At 51.9% G+C, this 26584-nt stretch carries 25 protein-coding genes; 21 read left to right on the top strand and 4 right to left on the bottom strand.

The window, feature by feature from the left end:
• Positions 1 to 34 precede the first annotated feature (34 nt).
• The 7 genes from AB8880_04050 (at position 35) to xylB (ending at position 7949) form a co-directional block, all read left to right on the top strand.
• A complete protein-coding gene (locus AB8880_04050) occupies positions 35 to 1339 on the top strand; it encodes a sugar ABC transporter substrate-binding protein (GenBank protein ID XDZ66578.1) in 1305 nt (434 codons plus the stop codon).
• A gap of 102 nt (positions 1340 to 1441) precedes the next feature.
• Positions 1442 to 2308, top strand: coding sequence for a carbohydrate ABC transporter permease (locus AB8880_04055; GenBank protein ID XDZ66579.1), 867 nt, complete (start codon positions 1442 to 1444; stop codon positions 2306 to 2308).
• Positions 2309 to 2320: 12 nt separating this feature from the next.
• A complete protein-coding gene (locus AB8880_04060) occupies positions 2321 to 3151 on the top strand; it encodes a carbohydrate ABC transporter permease (GenBank protein XDZ66580.1) in 831 nt (276 codons plus the stop codon).
• 10 nt (positions 3152 to 3161) lie between these two features.
• Positions 3162 to 4166 (top strand): ABC transporter ATP-binding protein, encoded by a 1005-nt coding sequence (locus AB8880_04065; GenBank protein ID XDZ66581.1) that lies wholly within the window; start codon positions 3162 to 3164, stop codon positions 4164 to 4166.
• Complete coding sequence (locus AB8880_04070; protein ID XDZ66582.1) at positions 4163 to 4936, top strand: L-iditol 2-dehydrogenase; 774 nt, start codon at positions 4163 to 4165, stop codon at positions 4934 to 4936. The genes AB8880_04065 and AB8880_04070 overlap by 4 nt, the downstream gene beginning before the upstream one ends.
• Positions 4936 to 6432 (top strand): mannitol dehydrogenase family protein, encoded by a 1497-nt coding sequence (locus AB8880_04075; protein ID XDZ66583.1) that lies wholly within the window; start codon positions 4936 to 4938, stop codon positions 6430 to 6432. The genes AB8880_04070 and AB8880_04075 overlap by 1 nt, the downstream gene beginning before the upstream one ends.
• Positions 6433 to 6491: 59 nt before the next feature.
• Positions 6492 to 7949, top strand: coding sequence for a xylulokinase (gene xylB, locus AB8880_04080; protein XDZ66584.1), 1458 nt, complete (start codon positions 6492 to 6494; stop codon positions 7947 to 7949).
• A 75-nt stretch (positions 7950 to 8024) separates the two neighbouring features.
• Here the strand turns inward: xylB and AB8880_04085 are convergent, their stop codons facing one another.
• The gene (locus AB8880_04085) at positions 8025 to 8708 is read right to left on the bottom strand and encodes a FadR/GntR family transcriptional regulator (GenBank protein XDZ66585.1); all 684 of its coding nucleotides are present in this window, start codon (positions 8706 to 8708) and stop codon (positions 8025 to 8027) included.
• Between the two features lie 206 nt (positions 8709 to 8914).
• On the opposite strand from AB8880_04085, the gene AB8880_04090 reads away from it, so the two are divergent.
• From AB8880_04090 to AB8880_04120, 7 genes are all read left to right on the top strand, one after another.
• On the top strand, positions 8915 to 9889 hold the full coding sequence (locus tag AB8880_04090) for an ABC transporter substrate-binding protein (GenBank protein ID XDZ66586.1): 975 nt from the start codon (positions 8915 to 8917) through the stop codon (positions 9887 to 9889).
• Between the two features lie 68 nt (positions 9890 to 9957).
• Positions 9958 to 10725, top strand: a complete 768-nt coding sequence (locus tag AB8880_04095; protein ID XDZ66587.1) for an ABC transporter permease — start codon at positions 9958 to 9960, stop codon at positions 10723 to 10725.
• A 31-nt stretch (positions 10726 to 10756) separates the two neighbouring features.
• Positions 10757 to 11524: an ABC transporter ATP-binding protein gene (locus AB8880_04100; protein ID XDZ66588.1), complete on the top strand. Its 768-nt coding sequence runs from the start codon at positions 10757 to 10759 to the stop codon at positions 11522 to 11524.
• Between the two features lie 10 nt (positions 11525 to 11534).
• Entirely contained in the window at positions 11535 to 12287 is a 753-nt protein-coding gene (locus AB8880_04105; GenBank protein XDZ66589.1) for an ABC transporter permease, read from the top strand.
• A 22-nt stretch (positions 12288 to 12309) separates the two neighbouring features.
• Complete coding sequence (locus AB8880_04110; protein ID XDZ66590.1) at positions 12310 to 12996, top strand: fumarylacetoacetate hydrolase family protein; 687 nt, start codon at positions 12310 to 12312, stop codon at positions 12994 to 12996.
• A gap of 240 nt (positions 12997 to 13236) precedes the next feature.
• Complete coding sequence (locus AB8880_04115; protein XDZ66591.1) at positions 13237 to 14457, top strand: MFS transporter; 1221 nt, start codon at positions 13237 to 13239, stop codon at positions 14455 to 14457.
• 174 nt (positions 14458 to 14631) lie between these two features.
• The gene (locus AB8880_04120; protein XDZ66592.1) at positions 14632 to 15921 is read left to right on the top strand and encodes a Shedu immune nuclease family protein; all 1290 of its coding nucleotides are present in this window, start codon (positions 14632 to 14634) and stop codon (positions 15919 to 15921) included.
• Positions 15922 to 16291: 370 nt separating this feature from the next.
• Here AB8880_04120 and AB8880_04125 read toward each other — a convergent pair whose 3' ends face one another.
• Positions 16292 to 16426 (bottom strand): hypothetical protein, encoded by a 135-nt coding sequence (locus tag AB8880_04125; GenBank protein ID XDZ66593.1) that lies wholly within the window; start codon positions 16424 to 16426, stop codon positions 16292 to 16294.
• Here AB8880_04125 and AB8880_04130 point away from each other — a divergent pair.
• The 4 genes from AB8880_04130 to AB8880_04145 all read left to right on the top strand — a co-directional run bounded on the left by AB8880_04130 (position 16425) and on the right by AB8880_04145 (position 20453).
• Positions 16425 to 17006, top strand: coding sequence for a TRAP transporter small permease subunit (locus tag AB8880_04130; protein ID XDZ66594.1), 582 nt, complete (start codon positions 16425 to 16427; stop codon positions 17004 to 17006). The genes AB8880_04125 and AB8880_04130 overlap by 2 nt on opposite strands.
• Positions 17006 to 18328, top strand: a complete 1323-nt coding sequence (locus AB8880_04135; protein ID XDZ66595.1) for a TRAP transporter large permease subunit — start codon at positions 17006 to 17008, stop codon at positions 18326 to 18328. The genes AB8880_04130 and AB8880_04135 overlap by 1 nt, the downstream gene beginning before the upstream one ends.
• A gap of 67 nt (positions 18329 to 18395) precedes the next feature.
• A complete protein-coding gene (locus AB8880_04140; GenBank protein XDZ66596.1) occupies positions 18396 to 19430 on the top strand; it encodes a TRAP transporter substrate-binding protein in 1035 nt (344 codons plus the stop codon).
• 372 nt (positions 19431 to 19802) lie between these two features.
• Entirely contained in the window at positions 19803 to 20453 is a 651-nt protein-coding gene (locus tag AB8880_04145; protein XDZ66597.1) for a peroxiredoxin, read from the top strand.
• Between the two features lie 161 nt (positions 20454 to 20614).
• On the opposite strand, the gene AB8880_04150 is transcribed toward AB8880_04145, so the two are convergent.
• Positions 20615 to 20746, bottom strand: a complete 132-nt coding sequence (locus tag AB8880_04150) for a hypothetical protein (protein ID XDZ66598.1) — start codon at positions 20744 to 20746, stop codon at positions 20615 to 20617.
• Between the two features lie 70 nt (positions 20747 to 20816).
• Between AB8880_04150 and AB8880_04155 the strand changes: the two genes are divergently transcribed.
• Complete coding sequence (locus AB8880_04155) at positions 20817 to 21611, top strand: class III extradiol ring-cleavage dioxygenase (protein XDZ66599.1); 795 nt, start codon at positions 20817 to 20819, stop codon at positions 21609 to 21611.
• A gap of 188 nt (positions 21612 to 21799) precedes the next feature.
• Positions 21800 to 22432 carry a LysE family translocator gene (locus AB8880_04160; protein ID XDZ66600.1) on the top strand — a complete coding sequence of 211 codons (633 nt, stop codon included), beginning with the start codon at positions 21800 to 21802 and terminating at the stop codon, positions 22430 to 22432.
• Between the two features lie 259 nt (positions 22433 to 22691).
• On the opposite strand, the gene AB8880_04165 is transcribed toward AB8880_04160, so the two are convergent.
• Positions 22692 to 23126, bottom strand: a complete 435-nt coding sequence (locus tag AB8880_04165) for an Lrp/AsnC family transcriptional regulator (protein ID XDZ66601.1) — start codon at positions 23124 to 23126, stop codon at positions 22692 to 22694.
• 159 nt (positions 23127 to 23285) lie between these two features.
• Here AB8880_04165 and AB8880_04170 point away from each other — a divergent pair, with 159 nt between their 5' ends.
• On the top strand, positions 23286 to 26564 hold the full coding sequence (locus AB8880_04170) for an L-glutamate gamma-semialdehyde dehydrogenase (GenBank protein XDZ66602.1): 3279 nt from the start codon (positions 23286 to 23288) through the stop codon (positions 26562 to 26564).
• The last annotated feature ends 20 nt before the right edge of the window (positions 26565 to 26584 follow it).

The following is a 26584-nucleotide window of genomic DNA, read 5'->3' on the forward strand; positions in this document are numbered from 1 at the left end:
GTCCTATTTTTTATCTACTTTTAGGAGGACTAAAATGCGACTTAAGAAACTAATTGCAGCAGCCGCTGCGGCGTCGGTGATGGCGTCAGGCGTGGCCTACGCAGAAACCCTCACCATCGCAACCGTCAACAACGGTGACATGATCCGTATGCAGGGTCTTACCGATGACTTTACCTCAAAGACCGGTCACACGGTGGAGTGGGTGACACTGGAAGAAAACGTGCTTCGTCAGCGCGTGACAACCGACATCACCACCAAGGGCGGTGCTTTCGACATCATGACCATCGGGATGTATGAAACACCGATCTGGGGCAAGAATGGCTGGCTGGTCCCGCTCAATGATCTGAGCGCGGATTACAATGTCGGCGATATCCTGCCGGCAATGGCTGGTGGGCTGAGCTATGAAGGTACCCTTTACGCGGCACCGTTCTATGGCGAAAGCTCCATGATCATGTACCGCACGGATCTGATGAAAAAAGCAGGTCTGACCATGCCTGAGGCTCCGTCCTGGTCGTTCATTGCCAAAGCTGCCCGTGAAATGACGGATCGCGACAACGGCATCAACGGCATCTGTCTTCGTGGCAAGGCAGGCTGGGGTGAGGGCGGTGCATTCATCACCGCCATGTCAAACTCCTTCGGTGCCCGCTGGTTTGATGAAAACTGGAATGCGCAGTTTGATACAAGAGAGTGGTCCGATACCCTGAACTTCTTTGTCAACATGATGACCGATTCAGGCCCGGCAGGTTATGCCACCAACGGCTTTAACGAAAACCTCTCGCTTTTCCAGCAGGGCAAATGCGGCATGTGGATTGATGCCACCGTGGCAGCATCTTTTGTGACCAATCCGAAGGATTCCACCGTTGCGGATAAGGTTGGCTTTGCGCTCGCACCGGATAATGGCATGGGTGTACGCTCCAACTGGCTCTGGGCCTGGGCGCTTGCTATCCCTGCCGGTACCCAGAAGGAAGCCGCTGCCAAGCAGTTCATCGAATGGGCCACGTCCAACGGCTATATCGAACTGGTGGCATCCAAAGAAGGTTGGGCAAACGTTCCTCCAGGTGCGCGGACCTCACTTTACGAGAACCCAAACTACAAGGATGTTCCATTTGCCAAGATGACCCTCGATTCAATCCTTTCGGCTGATCCGAATAACTCAACGGTTGATCCGAGCCCATATGTCGGGATTCAGTTTGCGGCTATCCCGGAATTCGCTGGTATCGCCACCGAAGTCAGCCAGGAATTTTCAGCCGTCTATGCTGGCAAGCAGAGTGTTGCAGAAGCTCTTGCCAAAGCTCAGGCGCTGACCAACGATGCAATGGAAGCGGCAGGTTACCGCTAGGCCTTTCCTGCACGAGGGGGCGGGTATATCCTGCCCCCTCTTTTTGCTTTAATGATTTTCTTATCCAAGGGATAATCACCCATCAATCAAGGAGGCATTGCCGTGGCGACCCAGCATTCCCGTTCCATTGCCCGGTTGATGATAGCGCCTGCAACAACCTTGCTTCTTGCCTGGATGCTTGTTCCCCTTGGCATGACCCTTTATTTCTCATTCAAAAAATATCTTCCCCTGCGTGGTGGTGATCTGGGCTGGGTTGGTTTTGAAAACTATACCCGCTTCATTACCTCGAGTTCGTTCTGGCCCGCGGTTGCAACAACACTGATCATCGTTGGCGGGGTTCTTGTCATAACGGTGATGCTGGGGGTGTTGCTGGCATTGCTGCTCGATCAGCCGATCTGGGGGCAGGGGATTGTCCGGCTTCTTGTGATTGCCCCGTTCTTTGTGATGCCCACGGTTTCGGGGCTCGTCTGGAAAAACATGTTCATGGATCCGGTGAACGGATTTTTTGCCCATTTATGGCGGGCCTTCGGCGCCGAACCGGTGCAATGGCTCAGCCAGGCTTCGATGTCGTCGCTTGTGATGATCATCTCCTGGCAATGGCTGCCCTTTGCAACCTTGATCCTGCTCACGGCCATTCAGTCTCTTGACCGGGAACAGATTGAAGCGGCCGAAATGGATGGGGCGCGTCCAGTGGGACGTTTTTTCTTCATCATCCTGCCTCATCTGGCCAGAGCGATCACGGTTGTTGTGCTGATCCAGACGATTTTCCTGCTCTCGATCTTTGCTGAAATTTTTGTCACCACGGCCGGGGCTTTCGGCACCAAGACATTGACCTACCTGATTTTTCAGCGGGTGCTTGAAAGTCAGAATGTCGGTCTGGGCTCGGCAGGCGGTGTCTACGCGATTATTCTGGCAAATATTGTCGCCATCTTTCTGATGCGCGTTGTCGGCAAGAATCTGGACAGGTGAGGAGATAAGCATATGGCTCGCGCTGTCACCCACCGCCGCAAGATAATCAACACCATTATTGCCTGGACGGTCGGACTTGCGATTTTCTTTCCCATTTTCTGGATCGCCGTGCTGTCCTTCAAGACCGAAGGTGACGCCATCAAGACACCTCTTGAAGTCCTGACCTCTCTATGGACATTTGAAAGTTACGCCGTTGTCCAGGACAGGTCGGATTATTTCAAGCATTTCACCAACTCGATCATCATTGCCCTCGGGTCGACCTTGCTTGGGATTCTTGTCGCTGTTCCGGCGGCCTGGTCGATGGCTTTCGTGCCGTCCAGAAGGACGCGCGGGATTCTGATGTGGATGCTGTCAACGAAAATGCTGCCGGCGGTTGGCGTTCTCTATCCGATCTACCTGCTCTTCATCGAACTTGGTCTTCTGGACAGCCGCATCGGACTTGTCGTGGTTCTGATGCTCATCAATCTGCCGATCATTGTCTGGATGCTCTATACCTATTTCAGGGAAATTCCAGGGGAAATTCTTGAGGCTGCCCGAATGGACGGCGCAGGCCTGCGATCGGAAATTCTCTATGTTCTGACACCGATGGCGATACCGGGCATCGCTTCAACCCTGTTGCTGAACATTATCCTCTCCTGGAATGAAGCCTTCTGGACACTCAATCTGACGGCGGCTAAAGCGGCGCCGCTTACGGCCTTCATCGCCAGCTATTCAAGTCCTGAAGGTCTTTTTTATGCAAAACTCAGCGCCGCCTCGGTGATGGCGATCACGCCAATCCTGATCATGGGCTGGTTCAGCCAGAAACAGCTTGTCCGGGGCATGACCTTTGGTGCGGTAAAATAGGAAAATGGACATGAAACAGATACAGTTGAAACAGGTATCGAAATGCTTTGACGATGTGGAAGTGATTTCCCCTCTTGATCTGGATATCGAAGAAGGCGAGTTTGTCGTATTCGTTGGCCCGTCCGGATGCGGGAAATCGACTCTGCTGCGGCTGATTGCCGGTCTCGAAGATGTGACCTCAGGGCAGATACTGATCAATGGTGAAGATGCGACGGCGATACCTCCGGCCAATCGCGGTCTGGCGATGGTGTTTCAGTCTTATGCGCTTTATCCTCATATGTCGGTGCGCAACAATATCGCCTTCCCCTTGCGGATGGCTGGTCTTGACAAGGCCGAACAAAACACGCGTGTTGAAACCGCCGCCAGGGTGCTGAACCTTACCGATTATCTTGACCGGCGCCCCGGCCAGCTTTCGGGTGGCCAGCGCCAGCGTGTCGCCATCGGCCGTGCTATTGTGCGGGAACCCACCGCTTTCCTCTTTGATGAGCCTTTATCAAACCTTGATGCGGCGCTTCGTGTCGGCATGCGGCTGGAAATCAGTGAGTTGCATAAACGGCTTGCCACCACGATGATCTATGTGACCCATGATCAGGTGGAAGCCATGACCATGGCAGACAAGATTGTGGTGTTGCAGGCAGGTGTTATTGAGCAGGTGGGCAGCCCGCTGGAACTCTATCATAACCCGTGCAATACATTCGTCGCCGGATTTATCGGCTCGCCCAGGATGAATCTTCTCGAGGGCAGTGAGGCGCAGAAATACAGCGCACATACCATAGGGATCAGGCCGGAACATCTCGGCATATCGATCGATGCCGGGGATTGGGAAGGCACGGTTGGCGTCTCCGAGCATCTGGGATCAGATACGTTTTTCCACGTCAACTGCCCTCTGTTTTCCGAAATATTGACGGTGCGCGCAACCGGTGAGGTTGAACTGGCCTATGGCGCGAAAGTATTCCTGACCCCGGATGCCGCGCATCTGCACAGATTTGATGATAAGGGCCTGAAGGTAAAATGAAGCGTCTTGCGGGAAAAACAGCCCTGATTACAGGTGCAGCAAGGGGGATCGGGCGCCATTTTGCCGAGGCCTATGTCAAGGAAGGCGCGCGCGTGGCTATCGCGGATATTGAAGAAGAACGCGCACAACATGCTGCCGATGAAATCGGGGAGCAGGCCATTGCCGTCAGGATGGATGTCACCAGCCAGGCGAGCATTGATCAGGCTGTTGAGGAAACGGTCAGAGCATTTGGCGGCATCGATATTCTCATCAATAACGCGGCCGTATTCACCGCCGCGCCGATTGCTGAAATCAGCCGTGAAGATTATCAGCGCGTGTTTGATATCAATGTTTCCGGAACGCTCTTTACCATGCAGGCTGTTGCCCGCCACATGATCGAACGTGGTCGGGGCGGCCGGATCATCAATATGGCGAGCCAGGCAGGCCGCCGGGGTGAGCCGCTGGTTGCGGTGTATTGCGCGACAAAAGCGGCGGTTATTTCGCTCACCCAGTCGGCAGGATTGAATCTGATCAAGCATGGCATCAACGTGAATGCGATTTCCCCAGGTGTTGTCGATGGCGAGCACTGGGACGGCGTCGATGCCTTTTTCGCGAAATATGAAAACAAGCAGCCGGGGCAGAAAAAGAAAGAAGTTGGGGCAGGTGTGCCGTATGGCAGGATGGGACGACCGGAAGATCTTGCCGGGATGGCCATTTTCCTTGCCAGTGATGAAGCCGAATACATCATCGCCCAGACCTATAATGTTGACGGCGGACAATGGATGAGTTGATGAGCCTTACTTCGATGAAATCAAATCCTGTAGACCTTGGTAATGAAACCTTGGGCATTATGCCTGCCCATGTATCCGTACCTCAATATGACCGCAACAGGATGACACCCGGGATTGTGCATATTGGCGTCGGCAATTTTCATCGCGCGCATTTTGCCTGGTACATCCACCGTCTGATGCAAGAGGGTCTTGCCATGGACTGGGCCATTATCGGGGCAGGTGTGCGTGAGCAGGATCAGGCAATGCGCGAAAAACTCCTGAAACAGGATTGCCTCACTACACTGATTGAACTTGACCCTCAGGGCGGGCGGGCAACAGAGATCATCGGCTCGATGCTCGATTTCCTTCCCGTTGAGCAGGATAACAGGTCTCTCATCGCGATGATGGCTGATGCGAGGATCAGGATTGTTTCGCTTACCATCACCGAAGGCGGGTATTATATCGACGCTGCCAGCAACGGGCTGGACATCTCGCATCCCGATATCGTGCATGATGCTGAAAACCCGGAACGCCCGCGTACCGCGTTTGGCGCCATGGTGGCTGCCCTTCGCATCCGGCGAGATCAGGGAACAGGGCCGTTCGCCGGCCTTTGCTGCGACAACCTGCAGGGAAATGGGGAGATTCTCAAGCAGACGATCATTGGTCTGGCGCGCCTTGGCGATCCTGAACTGGCCGAGTGGATTGACAGGAATTGCACCTTCCCGAACTCGATGGTGGATTGTATCGTGCCTGCCACGGGCCCTGATGAAATTGATCTTGTCCAGACCCTCGGGATTGGCGATCAGGCGCCGGTCACCCATGAAAATTTCCGCCAATGGGTTATCGAAGACAGTTTTTGCACCGGCCGGCCGGATTGGAACAGGGTAGGGGCGGAATTCTCCGAACATGTCCATCATCATGAAACCCAGAAGATTCGTATTCTCAATGGCGGCCATCAGATTCTGGCGAATGCTGCCGAAATCATGGGGATAAAAACCATAGCCGAGGCGATGGAAAACCCGTTGATCAAGGCAATGTTCCGTAAAGTTCAGCGAGAAGAAATCACGCCCCATATAACGCCTGTGCCAAATATATCGGTGCTCGACTACCTTGATCTGATCGAAACCCGCTTTGCCAACAAGGCGATTGTAGATACGGTCCGGCGGGTTGCCTTTGATGGTGCCGCGCGCCATGCAGGTTTTCTTCTGCCCTCGATCCGGGATGGCCTTAATGCCGGAGGTTCGATTGATGGCCTGGCCCTTGTCGAAGCGATCTGGGCGCGCATGTGTTTGGGAAGCCGGGAAGATGGCAGCCTGATTGCACCGAATGACCCGATCTGGAGCATCTTGACCGAAAGAGCAGCCGCTGCACGTCACACCCCGCTCGTATGGCTTGAAATGCAAAAAGTCTATGGTGATCTTGCCCGTGATGATCGTTTCGCCACGGCTTTTGAAAAATGGCTTTCCGCCATCTATAACGATGGGATTGAGGCAACGATAGCCTCCTATCTGGGCTGACGTTTTGTCTTGAAATGGCAGGCTGATAAACTTGGGGAAAAAATCACGGGGCTGCCGCAATGACCTATTATCTCGGCGTTGATATCGGCACATCGGCGATCAAGGTAATCCTGCTTGATGCCGATCAGCAGATAAAGGCGTCTCACGCTGTCCCCCTTGCCGTATCCCGGCCGAGGCCGGGCTGGTCCGAGCAAGACCCCGAAGCATGGTGGCAGGGTGTAGACCGGGCGATTTCACAGATCGCAGGCGATCATCCTGTTGAAATGGCTGAGCTCAATGCCATCGGCATGTCTGGCCAGATGCATGGGCTGGTGGCGCTTGATACGGATGATCAGCCCTTGCGTGATGCGATCTTGTGGAACGATACCCGGTCAAGTGAGGAAGCTTTGATGCTTGACCGGTCACATGAAGAGTTCCGCACCACAGGCGGCAATATGGTGATGGCGGGCTTCACTGCCCCCAAGGCGGTCTGGATGGCAAGGCATGAGCCGGATCTTTTTGCCAGGATCAGGACGATCCTTCTGCCCAAAGATTATGTCCGTTTCCGCCTTACCGGGAAAAAGATATCCGATATGTCCGATGCATCAGGCACGCTCTGGCTTGATGTTTCTCATCGCAGCTGGTCTGAGCCGTTGCTGTCTTTTTGCGGGTTGCGGCCTGATCAGATGCCCCGTCTGGTTGAAGGCAGTGAAGCCAGCGCATATCTTCTTCCGGATCTGGCCCGGAGGTGGGGGATCAAAGGCGATGTCATTGTTGCAGGTGGCGCCGGCGACAATGCTGCTGCGGCCATCGGTCTGGGCTTGAAAGAGCCGGGGGATTGCTTTGTGTCCTTGGGAACATCCGGGGTTGTCTTCAAGGTCACCGACGGGTTCCATGAACGCGCCGGGAAAGCGGTGCATGCCTTCTGCCACGCTCTTCCCGAGAGCTGGCATCAGATGGGGGTCATCTTGTCGGCAGGTGACAGCCTGGCCTGGCTTGCTGAAGTCACCGCCCAGCCCCTGCCGCAGCTGCTGGCGCAGATGAAGGATGAAGACCACCACAAGATCTGGCCGATATTTCATCCCTATCTCAGTGGCGAACGCACCCCCCATAACATGCCGGATGCGAGAGGCGGGTTCTTTGGCCTCTCAAGGGCTGATGATGCCGGTGATCTGACGCGATCTGTCCTGCAAGGGGTAAGTTTTGCGATTGCCGATGCAATGGACGTTCTGGATAGCACCGATGGCAAGCCGGAGATGATCATTGCCACCGGAGGCGGTGCCAAAAACAGCTACTGGCTGGGCCTCATTGCCAGCGTAACAGATTGCCGTATTGCGGTGCCTGAAGATGCGGATACCGGCGCCGCGCTGGGGGCGGCCCGGCTCGGCATGCTTGCCGCCGGCAATCCTCTTGAACATGTCTGCCGAAAGCCGGTGATTTCTCACACCGTTCTGCCGGATGATGAATTAAAAGAACAGATGCAGACCGCAAGAGCGTTGAGCCAGAAGCTTTTTGCGCGCACCGAAGGGATAAAATGAATAGGTCAGCGGCCAAGAAGCGCAAGGATCAGGCATCGGAAAAGGGGTATCGCATCCTCGGCTAATCCTGCCACATCAGATCTGTGCGGCCTGCATGGGATGGATCAATTTATCCCGGACTTCTTCAAGATGCGTGCGCATCACCTGTGATGCGGCCTCAGGGTCACGTTCGGCAATTGAGCCAATGATGGCTTCATGCTGGGCAAAACTATGATGGTCTGCTGGAGGGATATCTGAATCCTGGCGCAACCGTCCCCAGACAACCGCGCGCCGGATGGCATTCAACTGATCGAAAAGTGCCAGGAGAACAATATTGCCGGAAGCTACGGCGATCATCCGGTGCAACCGGTTGTCCGCATTTTCATATTGCCGCCAGTTTTGTGCTTCACGCTGGGCAATCAGGCAACGGTTTAATTCCTCAATATGCATGCCGGTGGCATTTATCGCCGCCTGCTGGCAGATAATGGGTTCGATGAGGATGCGCGCCCGCATGACTTCAAGTGGATTAGACTGATCCGCTATCATGCCAACCGCCGAAAGTTCGTTTTCAGGTTTCGCGCCGATAAACGTGCCCTTGCCGACCTGGCGCCACAATTCCCCATTGCGCTCAAGTGTGGCCAGTGCCTTGCGCAGGTCACCTCGCGATACCCCCAGTATTTCAGCAAACTCGCGCTCCGGGGGGAGGCGGCCATCGCTCGGCAATTTGCGTTGGGCAAGCCAGGCTCTTAATTGGATCAACGCTCCATCGGCTGATGTCACTTGCTTTCTCCTATATATCTAACCCTTGATGGCACAGCATAACAATATACGTCAATGGTCTGACCAATGCTTGACCAATCCAATATTTCATGCAATCAATTTTATTATTGGTTAAATGGTGTGGTGCATCAGATGGCTGCGCCGGGATCAAAAACAGGTACACGGCCTCAATTTTCGTGACCTTGGAACTTCAGGGAGGAAACGCAATGCGTACACTTTTACATCGTCTTAAAATCGTGATGGCTTCATTGGTCACCGCGATAGCTGGCTTTGTCAGCACGGCCCAGGCGGATACGATCAAGATCGCTCTTGCCGAGCCACCATCGGATGAACTGGCCCATATCTTCGTTGCGCTGGATCGCGCCAAGGCGATGGGGCTTGATTACGAATGGACGGCATTTTCGGATGAAGAACTGGCTATTCAGGCAATTCTCAGCGGCCAGATGGATATCGGCTTCGGCACCCCATATTCGGTCATGCAGCGCTCCAAGGCGCCTGTCCGGATCATCTTCCAGATGTCAAAATTGAAATTCTTCCCGGTTTCCTCGCAGAAATATTCCAAACTGGAAGATCTCGATGGTGAGCCGATCATGCTGCATTCCCGTGGTGGCGGCACCGATTCCATCGCTAACGTCATTGAAGACAGGTTGAACATCAAATTCGGTGAACGTTCTTATGTCCCAGGCTCATCGAACAGGATTGCCGCACTCATCGCGGGCCAGACCGATGCGACCATCGTTGATTTGTCGAACAAAAACAAACTCGTCAAACTTCAGGGTGATAAATTCAATGTATTGCCCATGTTTGAGGTTGATGCCAGCGACGAAGCTCTCTTTGCCAACCTGAACTGGATGAAAGATAACAGCGAGGCAGTCGATATTTTCGTCAAGGCCCTGGTCAGCGTGTATCAGGACATGCACAAGGATCCGAGCATCATCAAGCGCGAGACGGATCCGGATGGACCGATTGGCCAGCTTCCCAAGGAAGTCCTTGACGGGCTTGACTCCTTCTTCGCTGATGCGGTTGCGGGCGGTCTTTATGATCCGAATGGTGGCGGGATGAAAGCTGCCATGGCCGATCTGGAATGGTACTCGAAAGCCGGCCAGCTCGAAGGTGATGCATCTTCACTGGATCCGAATGATTTCTGGTATTTTGCACCGCTTGACAAAGCAACGAAATAACCTGAATGGTTTGGCCGGCAGGTTTTTTCTGCCGGCCAGACATTGAAAATCCTCATAGAGTAAAAGCGATGCTTGCTCAAAATCGTGCCGTCATTCTCAAGATTGTCTCCGCACTGATCGTGTTTGGTGCCTGGGAAATTGCTGGCCGGATCCCGGTCAGTTTTGCCTTTCCGACATTTCTTGAATCCCTTGCGGCCTTCTGGGCCCTGCTCATTGACGGCACCATGTTCAAAGCCTATGCCGAAACGCTGAAACCGCTTGTTATCGGTGTCTTTATTTCAGCCGTCATCGGCATTGGTCTTGGCCTTTGGATTGGTCTGAGCCGTGCGTTTGACTGGCTGGTATCGCCGATCTTCGTCGTCATGCAGACGGCGCCTCTTGCGGCCCTCATCCCGCTGCTGGTGATGGCGTACGGGATCGGGCTGACATCCAAGGTATTCGTTGTCTGTATCATGGCGATGCCGGTTATTGTGCTTAATACCGGCGGTGCCGTGCGCAACACGTCCGCATCGCTGATTGAAATGGGCCAGTCGTTTCTCGGGTCACGCCGTGACATTATCCTCAAGATCATTTTGCCCTCAGCCTTTCCGATCATTTTCGCCGGCCTCAGGCTGGGTGTTTCAGCGGGGTTCATCGGGGCAATTCTTTCAGAGCTGAAAATCACCCCCACCGGTGTCGGCGACATTATCACCTATAGTCGCTCTATTGCCGATTACCCGAGCATGTATGCGGCCATTGCCTCGATCATCATTCTGGCGGTGCTGTTTCTGAATATTCTGGAGCGCATCGAAAATCACCTTCTGCAAGGCAACCGGCGGTTGCTGGCCACAGATTAAGGCGCTGACCTGACCGAAAGATATGGACCTTATGACAAAAACTCCTGAAAACGCCGTTACTGTTCGCAATGTCTATAAAAACTATGGTGACGTTGAAGCCTTAAGAGATCTCAGCCTTGATTTTCCTCGTGGGCAACTGACGTCTCTTTTGGGGCCGTCGGGTTGCGGCAAGACAACACTTCTGAAAATCATCGCAGGCTTGCTTCCAGCCACAAGCGGCGAGGTTCTGGTTAATGGTGAAGTGGTAAAAGGCCCCGGGCCGGATCGCGCCTTCGTCTTCCAGGATTTCGCCCTGATGCCATGGGCAACGGTGATCCGCAATGTCGCCTTTGGCCTGGAATTGCGCGGTGTTGCGCGATCCGAGCGTGAGGCGATTGCCGAGAAATACATTGCCGAAGTGGGTCTTTCGGGTTTTGAGAACAGTTTTCCCCATGAATTGTCCGGTGGCATGCGGCAGCGTGTTGGCCTTGCAAGAGCGCTTTGTGTTGACGCGCAGGTGCTGCTGATGGATGAGCCGTTTTCAGCGGTCGATGAACAGACACGGCGGAAATTTCAGGAAGATCTCCTTGGTCTTGTCCAGAACGAGAACAAGACCTTTATCTTCGTCACCCACTCGATAGAAGAAGCGGTCTATGTCTCGGACCAGATCGCCATACTGCTGCCGCGCCCGAGCCGGGTGATGGAAATCATCCGCCCACAGGGATTCCGCAATAAAAACGTCGATCACATCCGGCGTGATTCCGAATATCTCGATATTGTCGATCGCATCTGGGCATCCTTGCGATCCTATGTGGAGTAGGTGATATCAGATGAAAGTTTTTGGCGTCACCCTTCCCAATATGTCATCGCTGATCCTCTGGGGTCTTTTGTGGGAATTCGTCGGTCAGATTGAGCTGACCTTCTTCTTGCCGCCGCTCTCGGCCATTTTCGCCACACTTATTGAAATCGGCGGAACCAAGGCTTTCATCAAAGCCCTGCAGGAAACAGCACATGCCTTTGCCGTCGGAACATTCTCGGCCATTGCCATCGGTGTTCCTGTCGGGATTCTTATGGGTAAAAGCCGATTGATCGATGAACTTCTTCTTCCATGGGTTAACCTTTTTCTCAGCGCGCCGCTGACGGCGCTTGTGCCGGTGCTCATGGTGCTTTTCGGCTTTGGCATAAAGGCGATCATTATCACCACGGCCCTGTTTGCCATCTGGATCATTGTCTTGAATTCGCGCGCCGGCGTCATGCAGATCAACCGCTCGCTGGTCGAAATGGCCCATTCCTTTGGCGCATCCCCCATGGCTGCCTTTACCAAGATCTATTTCTGGGCAGCTTTGCCTGAAATTCTGGGCGGTGTCCGGATTGGATTTATCCGCGCGGTGAAAGGGGTCATCATCGGCCAGTTGCTGATTTCAATAGTAGGATTTGGTTCGTTGTTTGAACTTTATGCTTCTAACTTCCTGATGAAACATTTCTGGGCGGTGCTCATCGTCTTGTTTGCTCTTGCCTTTGTTATTGCTGAATTTTTGGCTTATTTGGAACGCCGTGTAGATTACTATGCCTCGCGCCGTTAACACCTAGAAGGAGAAAGTCTTGATGACCAAATATGTTATTGAACAACCTGCCGTTACGTCTTTGTTGGTGCGAGGCACGGATGGAGTATTTCCGATCAGGCGCATCTATTGCATAGGCCGGAACTATGCCGCACATACGATTGAAATGGGGGGAGACCCTGATCGTGAAGATCCGTTTTTCTTCCAGAAAAACGCCCAGAACGCCGACAGTTCAGGCGAATTTCCCTATCCCCCCGAAACCAGTGATGTGCATCACGAAGTTGAAATGATTGTTGCGCTCAAAGGCGGGGGAGACAATATCGCCGTTGAAGACGCGCTTGATTATGTTTATGGCTACGGGGTCGGTATTGACATGACACGCCGTGATCTTCAGTCCGTTGCCAAGGAATTGCGCCGTCCATGGGAGCCGGGAAAAGCCTTTGAGCGTTCCGCCCCGGTGAGCGAGATCGTCCCTGCAGCAGAGATAGGTCACCCTGATCGCGGCCGCATCAGCCTCAGTGTCAATGGTGAATTGCGTCAGGAAGGTGACCTTGGCCAGATGATCTGGAAAGTGCCAGAGCAGATCGCCTATCTGTCACGGTTTTATGACATTGCCGCGGGTGATCTCATCATGTCGGGCACGCCTTCCGGTGTTGGTCCGGTGCAGCGTGGAGATACCGTTCATTGCGAACTTGAAGGCATCTGTGAGCTGACAGTCAAGGTCATCTAACCCATGGTATTTGCATCCCCCATGTCTTCAATAGGGCGTGGGGGACGGATTTAAGGGTTGCGTCCTGCCGTAACGTCGCCGCCATCTTCCTTGGCCTCTTGACCATGGCCGACGCGCATGCACGGTATTTGTGGCGTCTTGAAGCCAGGATACTGTTGTAAATTCGACATTCAGGATTGTCGTGCCTGTGTTAGACAGCAAGCCGAAGTCGTGCCAGCCTCATATCAATGAGGTGACACGATGTTTGAGCGTAACATACCTGAACTTGTACGCCACGCTCCGGCACCCAGCGTACACGGGTTTGCAACCCTGACAGGTGTGGAGGCTGTTGCCAGGGGCAGTCTTGTCTCGGTATTTCCGCTTGAAATGTATAAGGCCCTCAAAGAAGCGCAGGTCGTCAGCGAGGCCTATTTTCTGATTGGTCTTGCCTCGCTTATGGTTGGTCTTCTGGTGCCGACGATCAGCCGCAAGTTATCGCGCCGGTGGACCTACAGTCTCGGGGGCGTGATGATGTTCTGCGGGCCTGGTCTTGCCGCATCCGGCCATCCTTACGGGGTTATTGCCGGGCTGATGCTGACCACCTTTGCCACGGTGGTTCTTTTTGTCTGCCTTAATGCCTATGTGCTGGATTATGTCAGGCGACATGATTTTGGCAGATGTGAAACCTTGCGTATGCTGTATTCGGCCGTTGGCTGGACATTGGGGCCGGTGGCGGGCGTCATGCTCTGGGAATGGTGGCGACCTATGCCGTTTCTTGTCTCCATGGCCGCCGCGGTAATGTTGCTGATAATTTTCTGGATCATGCGACTTGGCAACGGGAAGTTGATCGTCAGGGCCAGCGCCCCCGCCATCAACCCGCTTGCCTATCTGGGCCGTTTTTTCCGCCAGAAACGTCTTGTCGCCGGGTGGATTTTCGCCGTCACCCGATCTTGTGGCTGGTGGGTATATGTTGTCTATCTGCCGATTTATGCGCTTGAAAACGGGCTGGGTTCATCTGTTGGCGGGGTATTGCTGTCGCTGACCAATAGCGCGCTTTTCATAACACCGTTGATGCTGTTCCTGCTTCGCCGCGTCGGGGTGAAGACGGCGATACGGTCCGGATTTCTGGTGGCCGGTATTTTGTTCAGCCTGGCGGGCGCCATGGGGGATTGGCCGCTGGTGACGATCAGCCTGCTTTTCGCGGGCTCGTTTGCCATGATTTTCCTTGATATCTGTGGCGGGTTGCCGTTTCTGATGGCGGTCAAGCCATCTGACCGCAATGAGATGTCGGCTGTATATTCCAGTTTTCGAGATGTCTCCGCGATTGTCACCCCCGGGGCATCGGCGGTGGTATTGTTGCTAGCGCCCCTGTCGACGGTGTTTGTTTTTGGCGGCAGCCTGCTGCTGATGTCCTGGATGATCGCCGGAAAGCTCAACCCCCGCCTCGGCACCGAAAGGTCCCGCCCGGCGCTGACCGCTTGAGCGGGTGGACCGTACTCTTCAACCTCAGTTGAATTGATACCAAATTATCATGGCTCAGCCTTGCAATCTATTGTGGTAATACTTATATATCATTTGCAGCAATGATTTAACTCACTTTTTCGGCCAATATGTTCTCGCCAGTTGTTGCTGCTTCTACAAGAAAGGAATGCAAGCATGTCAAACAACACATTACAAAAAAGAAAACCAAACCAATATCATCAAACTGAAAAAGTCATTTTGAGATGTTCAGGCGTGCAGAGTGGGAAAAGGCATTGTTATTTTGAGTCCAAGCAAGACGGGCGCCTCTTTCACACTCATGAGATACAAAAAAATAGAATTATTTTTTTAATCTGTAAGCCATTGGGGGAATTAAAGAAAATTGTGTTTGAAGGTGATTTTGACCCCCAAAATTTAAAAACAGTAAAAGGTGTTGGGGATGCGACGGACAATCTCTTTGACCCTTTTGGTGGAGGGTTCGATAATAAAGCTTTAAGATACTTTATTAAAAATCAAATACCCTACATGAAAACTATTATGATCTCTGAGAAACCTACAAAGTTCAAGGGGAGTGGTGAAATAAATGTCAATAAGGAAGACTTAAATAAGTTAATTCAGGACTTGAACATTCAAAAGAAAGCTAACAGCTCAGAAATAAAGGCAATTATGCATAACTTCTGGTCTTCTAAAGTGCCTAAACTTGGCCTTTCAAGCGAAGCGCTAAACTCTAACAAGTCTCTAATCCTGCGAAATTTAAATGATAAGCTGTTAAAACAACTAACGGGTGATGAAATTGACAAATTTGGAGAGTTCTATTTTGAAGCATTAGAAAAGCATAAGAGTGCCAGAATAAGAAAAAAGCGAATTCGTCTGCTTGCTGAGCAAGCAAAAATTCTGTCTCTTAATGAATTGATTTCAAGATATGAAAAGTTACTAAGGGAAGACCCTTTAGAAAATGAGTGGCAGAAATTTTTTGATGATTTTGTGACATTATTCGACAGCCGTTATCAAAATAACATTGATCTTAAAAACATCTCACTTGGCTCAACAAAATACCCAGACCTAATCCTTTTAGATGTATATGGCTTCATAGATTTGTATGAATTGAAGAGATGCAAAACTAGCCTTCTTAGGTATGACAAAAGCCATAAAAATTACTATTGGTCAGATGAGATGGCTGCAACAATAGCGCAGGCCAGCTTTTACCTGCATGAGCTAAAAAATAATGCCCCTAATTTCTCGCAGAAAATAGAGGAAGAAAAGGGGATGCAGGTAAAGGTAATTAACCCCAAGGCATTTATCGTTGCAGGTACTTCAAATCAACTTGATTGCATAAAGAAACAAAAACAATTCAAAGTTTTAAGAGAGAGCTTAAAGGATGTTAACTTTATTCTCTATGATGAATTACTAGTTCATCTGCAAAATCTCCTATCAAAACTTAAAGAGACAACGAAAGTAAATTCATAAGAATTACTGGTAATGCGGTGGCGATTTTTAAGAAAAAATATCTCTATGAACCTTAAAATGGCTGTTTTTGTTATGCCATCCTCTTCAGGATATACAATACGGCCAGTCTATCAGGGACAGATTAACAACCGATTAACGGCGCGAAATATAAAGGCATCCCCCCACAGGTTTCAGGATATTGGCTTGCTGACGGATAACGGTGTTGACGGCTGGCAAGGTAATGAGGCCGCGGCATGTTCCCGAAACAAGGGGCTGGGCCTTTCTATTCATTAAAAATCATTGACGCAAAAGGCGTTACATGGAAAGGTTTTAAAAAGACTGAGGCGGAAAAATGGTTGGAAACCATAGGGAAAGTAAGGAAAAGGATGGTTTAACTGTTACCTGCTCCGGTCCAGATGGTGTCTTTCGGCTCGGTGATGCGGCGCAGGATGCCGGCAGCATCAGAGGCACGCTCTTCCGCCTCAATGAGACGCCCGAACGGATGAGCAATGTTTGAATATTGCATGCATTATGTTCGCGTCGTGGACCGGATGAACCGCTTTATTGGCCGTATGGCGATGTATCTGATCTTCGTTCTTGTCGGTGTTCTGTTGTGGTCGTCCCTCTCCAAGACCTTTTTCACTCCGTCATTATGGACCTTGGAAACGGCGCAGTTCGTGATGGTGGCCTATTATATTCTCGGCGGGCCGTATTCTATTCAGCTTGGCTCGAATGTGCGGATGGATCTTTTCTATGGGGAATGGTCATTGAAGACAAAGGCCAGGGTTGATACTGTCACGGTGCTGTTTCTTCTCTTTTATCTTGGTGTTCTTCTTTATGGGGCCATCGGGTCGATGGCCTATTCGCTTGGCTATTTCGGCACCGAGCCCTTTGCCTTTTTTGCCGACCTTTTTGTGACCTTTGTCACCGAGGGGGCTGACGCGGCCAGCGGCAAGTTTGGCTATCTGGAGCGCAGTTCAACGGCCTGGCGGCCGCATCTTTGGCCGATCAAGCTGCTGCTGTGTCTTGGCGTTTTCCTGATGTTTTTGCAGGCGCTGGCCGAATTGTTTCGTGACATAGGCCGGCTTCGCGGGGTGCTTGACTGATGTCACATGAAATGATCGCCATCACCATGTTTGCCGCCATGATGCTGATGCTGATGACCGGTCAGCGCGTCTTTGGCGCCATCGGTTTTGTCGGTGCTTTGGCGGGTCTCCTGTTATGGGGGACGGGCGGTGTGGACGTTCCCTTTTCAGCCGCGATGAAACTGATGAAATGGTATCCGTTGCTGACGCTGCCGATGTTCATTTTCATGGGATATGTGCTGTCCGAAAGCAGGATTGCCGATGATCTCTATAAAATGTTTCATGTCTGGATGGGGCCGGTGCGCGGCGGTCTTGCCATTGGCACGATCGGATTGATGGTGCTGATATCGGCGATGAACGGGTTATCGGTTGCCGGTATGGCGATTGGGGCAACGATTGCCCTGCCTGAGCTGCTGCGCCGCAATTACGACAAACTGATGGTAACCGGGGTTATTCAGGCCGGGTCAAGTCTTGGTATTCTGGTGCCGCCCTCGGTTGTTCTGGTTCTCTATGCGATGATCGCGCGCCAGCCGGTGGGGCAGTTGTGGCTTGCCGGCGTGGTGCCAGGGCTCATGATGGCCGGCATGTTCATCGTCTATATCTATATTCGCTGCCGCCTTCAACCTGAACTGGGGCCGGCCCTGCCGGAAGACGAACGCCAGGTGCCCATGGCTGAAAAGCTGCGGCTGCTTCGTGCAGGCATTCTGCCCATCGGCATTTTTGCCGCGATGATGGTGCCGTTCGTAAGTGGCTGGACATCGCTGGTCGAAAGTTCCGCCATCGGAGCAATGACGGCCTTTCTTGCGGCCATCCTGAAAGGCCGCATGTCGCGTGCCGTGTTTGAAACATCGGTGCGGCAGACTCTGGCGATTTCCTGCATGTTCATGTGGATCATTCTTGCGGCGCTGGGTTTCGGGGCAATCTTCGATGGTCTCGGGGCCGTGCGTGCGATTGAAAATCTGTTCACCGAGCAGCTTGGCCTGTCGCCCTGGATGATCCTGATCCTGATGCAGCTCAGCTTTATCCTGATGGGCACATTTCTGGACGATACCGCAATGCTGGTGATTGTCGCCCCGCTCTATGTGCCCCTCGTCGGGTTGCTAGGCTTTGACCTTATCTGGTATGGTGTTCTTTATACGATCACAACGCAGATTGCATATATGACACCACCATTTGGGTATAATCTTTTTCTGATGCGTGCAATGGCACCACCTGAAATCAGTCTGCGTGATATTTACCGGTCGATCATTCCGTTTGTGCTGGTCATGATATTGGCATTGGTCCTCGTAATGGTGTTTCCGGAGATTGCCTTGTGGTTGCCGGAACTGGTTTACAAGGGATAAAACAACAAGAGCCTTATCAAGAGGCCGCGATGACAACATAACAACAAAACAAGGGAAGGAACCTCACATGACAAATAGACGTTCGTTTATCAAAGGAGCTGCTGTCGGTGCCGTGGCGGTGCCGCTTGCCGCTCCGGCAATAGCACAGTCCACTATCAAATGGCGCATGCAGACCTATGCCGGTGCGGCACTGGCCGAGCATGTCGTCAAGCCCGCGATCGACATGTTCAACAAGATTGCCGGCGATCGCATGCAGATTGAACTGTATTTCGCCGATCAGCTTGTGCCGACGGGTGAGCTCTTCCGTGCCATGCAGCGCGGAACCATCGATGCGGTCCAGTCGGATGATGATTCGATGGCATCCCCGACGGAAGTGACGGTTTTTGGCGGCTACTTTCCATTCGCCAGCCGGTATTCCCTCGACGTGCCGGTGCTGTTCAACCAGTATGGCCTGAATGAGATCTGGGACGCCGAATATTCGAAAGTCGGCGTCAAGCATATCAGCGCCGGGTCCTGGGATCCGTGCCATTTCGCAACCAAGGACCCGATCAACAGCCTTGCCGATCTGAAGGGCAAGAGAGTCTTTACCTTCCCCACGGCGGGCCGCTTCCTCAGCCAGTTTGGCGTCGTGCCGGTGACACTGCCATGGGAAGATATCGAGGTTGCCGTTCAGACAGGCGAGCTTGACGGCATTGCCTGGTCCGGCATCACCGAGGATTACACCGTTGGCTGGGCGGATGTGACCAATTACTTCCTGACCAACAATATCTCCGGGGCGTGGATCGGCCATTTCTTCGCCAATATGGGGCGTTGGGAAGAGCTTCCCGAAGATCTTCAGATGTTGCTGAAAGTCTGCATGGAACAGTCGCATTATTATCGTCAATGGTGGTATTGGGGTGGTGAAGCTGCCCTTCGTGTGAATGGGCCGAAAATGAAGCTGACATCTATTCCGGATGCTGAATGGGCACAGGTTGAGGCAGCGGCGCGCAAGTTCTGGGATGAAATTGCCTCCGAGTCCGAAACCAAGGCCAAGGTTGTAGAGATCTTCAAGAACTACAACGCCGATATGGAAAAGGCAGGTCGGCCTTATCGCTACAGTTAAATCGGCAAGCCGGCACGGTCTCTATGACCGGCACATAATGTTATGGAAAGCCCTGTCTTCATGACAGGGCTTTCTTTATATCTGCGGCAGCGATGACAATCTAAAAACAACAGCAAGACACGCTGGGGCTTGTTGCCAATACACCGGCGGGTGAATGCCTGATTTTCCTTCTTCTGATTTCCATAAAGACGTCATTCCTGTCATTGTTGTCATGGGGGCGAAAAGAATGGTTTATGCTATAATTTTAAAATATTTTGCTAATTTATTTCTTATTTTGAAAAATTATTTTCCCATGCTCCAGTTAACAGTATTTACTGAAAAATAATTCCTTTATTGGTTTAGATGACTGCTGTTTTACACAAGGATAAAACCATGAGCATCCGGATAAATGACACCATACCAAATATTCACGTGAACACAGATGCGGGGAGTTTCGACTTGCACGAATGGGTTGGCGACCAATGGGCAATACTGTTTTCTCACCCCAAAGATTTTACACCCGTCTGCACAACTGAATTCAGTGCTGTTGCAAAACTTGAAGATGAATGGAAAGCGCGAAATACAAAAGTAATTGGCGTTTCGGTAGACAGTGTTGAAGACCACAAAAAATGGAAGAGGGATATAGAAACATACGGCAAGCATAAACCTACCTTCCCAATAATTTCCGACATTGATTTGGTCGTATCTAAGGCGTTTGACATGCTTCCAGGCGAAGCATATTTGCCAGATGGGCGCACGCCAAATGACACCGCAACCGTTCGGTCAGTGTTCATCATCGGACCAGACAAGAAACTCAAACTTTCCATGACATACCCGATGACTGTAGGAAGAAATTTTGCTGAGGTTATCAGGGCACTTGATGCTCTTCAGCTTTCATCCCAAAAAGGGGTCGCAACACCTGCAGATTGGCAGGCTGGTCAGGACGTAATTATCCCTGCTACTCTAAATGACGAAGAAGCTGAAAAGAAATTCGGTCTCTTCAAAAAAGACTTGCCGTATCTGCGAAAAGTCAAGGTAAACTAATTCGGTTTCCCAGGTTAAAATTGGAGTAATGCCGCGATGAGTTTTAAATTCTTCGTGGTATTCCATTATTTTCTGCATATCGGAAATCACAGTCAATGCGTGGGATCAACGAAAAAGAGAAGTCATGCGGGAAACGTCACCTTAACTGCACGGGAAGTCATTTAATCATCTGTTGCCATATCAAGCAATTTCATATGCAATTCCAGCACACGTTTAAGATTGATGATCAAAATCCATGTATCGGCGGTTTCCAGTTTCGCAGGATATTGATTTTCTGGCTCTTCCGTTGCCATAGGCCCTCAGTCACCAATGTGCTATGGTTGAAGCATTGTTATATTCTTTGATTGGATGCGGGGTGACCGGATGTCAAGATTGCCAACGTTCTTCATTCCCCATGGTGGTGGCCCATGCTTTTTTATGGATTGGCATCCCAAAGGTGTCTGGGATGGTATGGCGGAATACCTCAGGTGCTTTGCCGATGATGTGCGAGATGACATCAAGGCAATACTGGTGATTTCCGCGCATTGGGAAGAAGACATCATCAACGTGACAGGCAGTCCAAATCCTGAACTTATCTATGATTATCATGGATTTCCTCCACATACATATGACTTGAAGTGGCCAGCGCAAGGAAGCAGGGATTTGGCCATTCAGGTTTCTGCAACGCTCAATGCCGGGGGAATTGCGTGTGTGGTGGATGAGGAGAGAGGATTTGACCACGGGGTGTTTATTCCGCTTCTCCTGGCTTTTCCAAATGCCGATATTCCAACCATCCAGATTTCTCTATGCTCCAATCTATCTCCTGAGATGCACCTCAACATCGGAAGACTGCTTGAACCGCTCCGTGATGAAGGCGTTTTGATAATTGGCTCTGGAATGAGTTATCACGACGTCGGGGCGTTGATGGGAAGGAAAGACGTTTCAGGCTCAGATGAGTTTGACAAATGGCTTGCTGAAACTGTCCTGATGCCATCTGGGGAAAGAGAAGAAAGATTGCTCAACTGGTCATCTGCCCCATTTGCAAGGCTTTGTCATCCCAGAGAAGAGCATCTGATACCCCTTCATGTGGTTGCCGGTGCCGCAGCTGGCGGTAAAAGCATGATTGATTACAATGAAACTGTTCTGGGGGCTAAAATATCTGCATATAAGTTTGACTGACGGGCATTATATCTGCATTACCCATCAGGAGAGGCGGTAAGTTTGCTCCTTACCTTTCAGAAGATATGTTTAACCTGGAGGTTGCAGGAATTTGAATTTCCAGCCACATGCCTGGCATGAACTCACCAATCAAAACACAAACACAAACACAAACACAAACACATACCAATGGTCGCGGGCACTGTATTATGATCGATATCGATGTTTATCAACTGTTTTTGCTGACGTCTTTGATATTGGTTGTGACGCCGGGACCAGACACGGTTCTTGTACTTTCACGCACTGTTGCCACGGGTGGATCCGCCGGGTTTATGACGTTGTTGGGTACGCAGACAGGTAACATCATCCACGCCTTGCTGGCAGGCTTGGGTGTATCCACGCTGGTCTTGATGCTGCCTTGGGCTTTTACAGTCCTGAAGTATGTTGGCGCGGTGTATTTGATATATCTGGCCGTGGTGCTCTGGCGGTCTCCGGCAAGGCTGGAATTGGACACATCATTGTCTTCAAGAACAGGGACTGGCTTTCGGTATTATTTTCAGGGGCTGGTGAATAACCTTGTTAACCCCAAGATGATTCCATTCTTCATAGCCTTTTTCCCCCAGTTCATTGAGATTGCCGCCGGAAATGTTGCCCTTCAAAGCCTGATACTTGGTATCACATTGGCATTGATGGCGGTCGCCGGGATTGGTGTGATCGTGGCTTTGGTAGCCAGGTTCAGAATGGTCGCAACTAACAATACACTATTCCTGGTTCTTGCTAACAAGTTTGCATCCGTCACCTTTCTGGCATTGGCTGCAAGACTGGTTGTCCAGGATGATTAGGTTTCTGAATAGTGCCAATCCAAGCATGTAGCGAATACCCATCTCCATCGCCTCTGGTCTCAAGGGCAGCCAGGTTGCATCAAGACTTTGTCATGTAAAAATGCTTCAATGCCAGTCATGTTAGCCTGTGATTTGACGGGGAAATGGTGCTGGCTAAATCATTGGGCAACACCCGGATTGCCATCGCCGATATTGATCATAAGTCGGCAAATTGTTTGTATTCAGGGAGCTTGTGTTGCTGGTGCGTGATGGGCTCAAACTATTCCCGCACGGTTTCCATGGAAACGAAGGTTGACGTTGATGCCACATGAGGCAGGGACGAGATTTTTTCCGCAAGCTCGGTTCGGTAGGTGCGGATATCTTTCGTGCGGACCTTTAAGAGATAGTCAAAATTTCCTGCAATCATATGGCATTGCTCAACGGAGTTGAGCTGACGGACAGCAGTGTTGAATGCCGCCAGCGCCTCGGCGCGTGTATCCGACAAGGTTACCTGAACAAAGGCAATATGGTCCTGCCCAAGTTTTGTGTAGTCAAGCTGCGCAGCATATCCGCGAATGTAGCCTTCTTTTTCAAGTTTTTTGATCCTTGCCTGCAGCGGAGAGGGCGACAGGCCCACATGTTCAGAAAGTCGCTTCAGTGTTGTTTTGCTATCACGAGAAAGCTGATCAAGTATCTTGAGATCGATGGAGTCCAAAAGGAAATAATCCCGATATATTGATAATGACAGTCAATATAAATCAAAAATTTTAAAATTAAAGTATAAAAAATATGAAATTTGATAAAATACGGGAAAAATTTAATTCAGGCTTTTGGTAGAATGGTGTTGTAAATCCAATTTGCGGGAGCGCTTGGGATGAATGCTATTAAAAGCGTGTCGAAAACGGTTTCATGGGGTCAGGGTCTTTTCCCACAACTGGGGCCTGTTGCGGATGAGCAGGAGCTTGTTGCCGGTTTTTATCGCACTCCTGCCCTTGCCGCGGAAGACCGTGCAAATGTCTTGCTGAAGGCCAGAAAGATTGCGGCTTCGGCGCGCCGAACCAGCGCCATGATGTCGGCGGAAAAGATTATGGCGGTCTATAAACTGTCAACCGCGGAAGGGCGCATGATCATGGAGCTTGCCGAAGCCTTGTTGCGTGTGCCGGATGAGACAACACGCGATTTTCTGATCTTCGACAAGCTTGCACCCGGTCACTGGCTTGATGGTGACGCCAGCGGGTTTTTGCGTGGTATGGAATCCGCGCTTGCCCTTGCGGGGAGTATCGTCCGGCATAAACATGATAATGGCCTGAAGACGATCGTCTCCAGGCTTGGTGTGCCTACCGTACGCCGTGCCATCGAAACAGCGATGCGCCAGATGGGCGGGCAGTTTGTCTTTGCTGAAACGATCGAACGCGCCACGAAGAATGCCGTCAACGCGAAGACACTCTTCTCCTTTGACATGCTGGGGGAGGCGGCGCGTTCAGCCGAGGATTGCGAGCGGTATTTCAATGCCTATGCCAGGGCAATCGAAGTTGTTGGTGCGCAGGCCGCAAATAATGACGTCAACCAGAATTCCGGTGTGTCCGTCAAACTCTCTGCTCTGTCCTGCCGGTTTCAGCCGCGCTATTGGCCGGTAAGCCACAAGGAGTTGACGCGGCGCATGGTGATGCTGGCGATGGAGGCGCGGCGCCACAACATTCCGCTGACGATTGATGCCGAGGAATTTGGCCGATTAGAGCCAAGCCTTCATGTTTTTGAATGTCTGCTGGCGCATCCCGACTTAAAGGGCTGGCCGGGACTCGGGATGGTGGTTCAGGCCTATGCGCGTCATGCCGGTGTGGTGATTGACTGGCTTGAAGCAAAGGCTCGCGAATATCAGACCCGAATTTCGGTGCGGCTGGTGAAAGGCGCATATTGGGACACGGAAATAAAGATTGCGCAGGAAAAGGGGCTGGCGGATTTCCCTGTTTATACCGCAAAAAATCATACCGATCTTGCGTATATTACCCATGCAAGGCGCCTGATGGCGGCTTCAATCTATATCCACCCACAGTTTGCAAGCCATAACGCCTATACCCTTGCGGCGGTGGCCCATCTTGCGGAAATTCTTGAGCCAAAGTCATATGAGCTTCAGAAACTTCATGGCATGGGGGATGATGTTCACCGGCAGGTCAGAAAAATCACGTCAGCACCCTTGCGTGTTTATGCGCCGGTTGGCCTGCATCATGATTTGCTGGCCTATCTTGTCCGGCGGATTCTGGAAAACGGGGCAAGCTCGTCCTTCATGAACCAGTTTGCCGATGAAACGGTTGCCATTGAAACGCTGGTCCGTGATCCCTACGAAAGAGCGATCCCCAAGACAGATCTGCCCACAGGGGAGCAGATTTTCGCGCCTGAACGCAAAAACAGCCCTGGCTTTGACGATGCAGATAAAGGCACGTTGCGCGCCTTCGCCGCCGCTGTTGCGAAAACCCGATTGCCCGCGCCTCCGCGTGACGCTCGCCCGCAAGATGTTGCATGCGCTTTTGAGGGAGCACGGCGCTCATCATGGCAATCCCATAGCGCAATCCAGCGCGGCGATATTCTTGACCGTATCGCCGATCACTATGAAGAAGCTGCGGGTGAAATCTACCATCTGCTTGTTCATGAAGCCGGGAAAACCATCGATGATGCGGCGGGTGAATTGCGTGAGGCCGTGGATTTCTGCCGCTACTATGCGGCTCAGGCGCGCAAGCTTGATCCCGCCTCGATAGCACGCGGCATCGTTGTTGCCATCTCGCCCTGGAATTTCCCGCTTGCAATCTTCACCGGCCAGATTGTGGCGGCACTTGGGGCTGGCAACATGGTCCTGGCAAAGCCTGCCGAACAGACGCCGCGAATTGCCGCCCTTGCGGTGTCCCTGATGCATATGGCCGGCGTTCCCGAAGACGGGGTTCAACTCCTGTGCGGCAACGGAACTGAAGTCGGCGCGGCGCTGACCATGGCAGGGCAGGCGGATATGGTCGTGTTCACCGGCTCAACCGAAACTGCAAAACTGATCGAAAGGGCTATTGCCCATTCAGCCAAGCCCGATGCGCCCCTCATTGCTGAGAACGGCGGCCTTAATGCCATGATCGTTGACAGTTCGGCACTTCTCGAACGGGCCGTGGATGATATTATCAACTCCGCCTTTCGTTCAGCGGGCCAGCGATGCTCGGCCCTGCGGATACTTTATGTGCAGGAGAATATTGCCGCTGACCTGACCCGCATGTTGGGTGAGGCGGCGGCCATGCTCAAGGTGGGTGATCCGTCTCAGACCGATACAGATATCGGCCCCGTCATTGATGGGGAAGCAAAAGCCGTCATAGACGATTATGTGGCAAAGGCCCGCAAGGAGGGCCGGCTCATCTGGCAGGGCATTGCGCCTGTAACGGGATGTTTCTGCCCGCCGTCTATGTTGGGTATCGCTGGCATCGCTGATCTTGAGGGCGAGGTTTTCGGCCCGGTCCTGCATATAGCCACCTATAAGGCAGGTGGCGAAGCTGCGGTGGTCGATGCGATCAACAAGTCAGGCTATGGCCTCACCTTCGGTATGCATAGCCGGATTGACGCCAATATCGAGGCGGTGAGCGCTACTGTCAACGTTGGCAATGTCTATATCAACCGCAATCAGATTGGCGCGGTTGTCGGCTCCCAGCCTTTTGGTGGTCATGGCCTTTCAGGTACCGGACCAAAGGCGGGCGGGCCGTTATACCTCAACGCATTTTTGAAAAAAAAGGGAAGAGAGCATTGCAGAACACCTGCAGCATTTGACTGCCCGGGCCCGTCTGGTGAGCGCAATAGCTATATGCTGACACCGAGAAATGGCAAAGTGCTGGTACTTCATGAAGATGCCAGGATACGCGAAAAACTTGCCAGAACAGCAGCAGGCTTTGGGAACAGGGTCAAGATGGCTGAAATCCTCCCTGAGACGCTCGCTGGTATTGATGTGGTGATGACGCAACTGGAAAACAGCCACGATGCTGGTGTCTTGCGCAAGGCATTATGTGAGACCAGTCAGAGGGTGATCCCCCTGATTATGGATGCGGGTGACTATGTCTGGCTTCGGTCTGAAAAACATATCTGCCGCGATGTGACGGCATCCGGAGGCAACATAGATCTTCTGATGAAATAGTCTGCCTTTATGGCGGTTTA

The sequence above is a fragment of the Alphaproteobacteria bacterium LSUCC0684 genome, from assembly GCA_041228335.1.
Lineage (GTDB): Bacteria > Pseudomonadota > Alphaproteobacteria > Puniceispirillales > UBA1172.

Coding starts and splice junctions, on each gene's coding strand:
- AB8880_04160 (XDZ66600.1), top strand. CDS start 21,800: ATGATCGATATCGATGTTTATCAACTGTTTTTGCTGACGTCTTTGATA.
- AB8880_04065 (XDZ66581.1), top strand. CDS start 3,162: ATGAAACAGATACAGTTGAAACAGGTATCGAAATGCTTTGACGATGTG.
- AB8880_04060 (XDZ66580.1), top strand. CDS start 2,321: ATGGCTCGCGCTGTCACCCACCGCCGCAAGATAATCAACACCATTATT.
- AB8880_04115 (XDZ66591.1), top strand. CDS start 13,237: ATGTTTGAGCGTAACATACCTGAACTTGTACGCCACGCTCCGGCACCC.
- AB8880_04145 (XDZ66597.1), top strand. CDS start 19,803: ATGAGCATCCGGATAAATGACACCATACCAAATATTCACGTGAACACA.
- AB8880_04050 (XDZ66578.1), top strand. CDS start 35: ATGCGACTTAAGAAACTAATTGCAGCAGCCGCTGCGGCGTCGGTGATG.
- AB8880_04110 (XDZ66590.1), top strand. CDS start 12,310: ATGACCAAATATGTTATTGAACAACCTGCCGTTACGTCTTTGTTGGTG.
- AB8880_04100 (XDZ66588.1), top strand. CDS start 10,757: ATGACAAAAACTCCTGAAAACGCCGTTACTGTTCGCAATGTCTATAAA.
- AB8880_04120 (XDZ66592.1), top strand. CDS start 14,632: ATGTCAAACAACACATTACAAAAAAGAAAACCAAACCAATATCATCAA.
- xylB (XDZ66584.1), top strand. CDS start 6,492: ATGACCTATTATCTCGGCGTTGATATCGGCACATCGGCGATCAAGGTA.
- AB8880_04140 (XDZ66596.1), top strand. CDS start 18,396: ATGACAAATAGACGTTCGTTTATCAAAGGAGCTGCTGTCGGTGCCGTG.
- AB8880_04105 (XDZ66589.1), top strand. CDS start 11,535: ATGAAAGTTTTTGGCGTCACCCTTCCCAATATGTCATCGCTGATCCTC.
- AB8880_04135 (XDZ66595.1), top strand. CDS start 17,006: ATGTCACATGAAATGATCGCCATCACCATGTTTGCCGCCATGATGCTG.
- AB8880_04125 (XDZ66593.1), bottom strand. CDS start 16,426: ATGCAATATTCAAACATTGCTCATCCGTTCGGGCGTCTCATTGAGGCG.
- AB8880_04090 (XDZ66586.1), top strand. CDS start 8,915: ATGCGTACACTTTTACATCGTCTTAAAATCGTGATGGCTTCATTGGTC.
- AB8880_04155 (XDZ66599.1), top strand. CDS start 20,817: ATGTCAAGATTGCCAACGTTCTTCATTCCCCATGGTGGTGGCCCATGC.
- AB8880_04150 (XDZ66598.1), bottom strand. CDS start 20,746: ATGGCAACGGAAGAGCCAGAAAATCAATATCCTGCGAAACTGGAAACC.
- AB8880_04170 (XDZ66602.1), top strand. CDS start 23,286: ATGAATGCTATTAAAAGCGTGTCGAAAACGGTTTCATGGGGTCAGGGT.
- AB8880_04130 (XDZ66594.1), top strand. CDS start 16,425: ATGCATTATGTTCGCGTCGTGGACCGGATGAACCGCTTTATTGGCCGT.
- AB8880_04070 (XDZ66582.1), top strand. CDS start 4,163: ATGAAGCGTCTTGCGGGAAAAACAGCCCTGATTACAGGTGCAGCAAGG.
- AB8880_04075 (XDZ66583.1), top strand. CDS start 4,936: ATGAGCCTTACTTCGATGAAATCAAATCCTGTAGACCTTGGTAATGAA.
- AB8880_04095 (XDZ66587.1), top strand. CDS start 9,958: ATGCTTGCTCAAAATCGTGCCGTCATTCTCAAGATTGTCTCCGCACTG.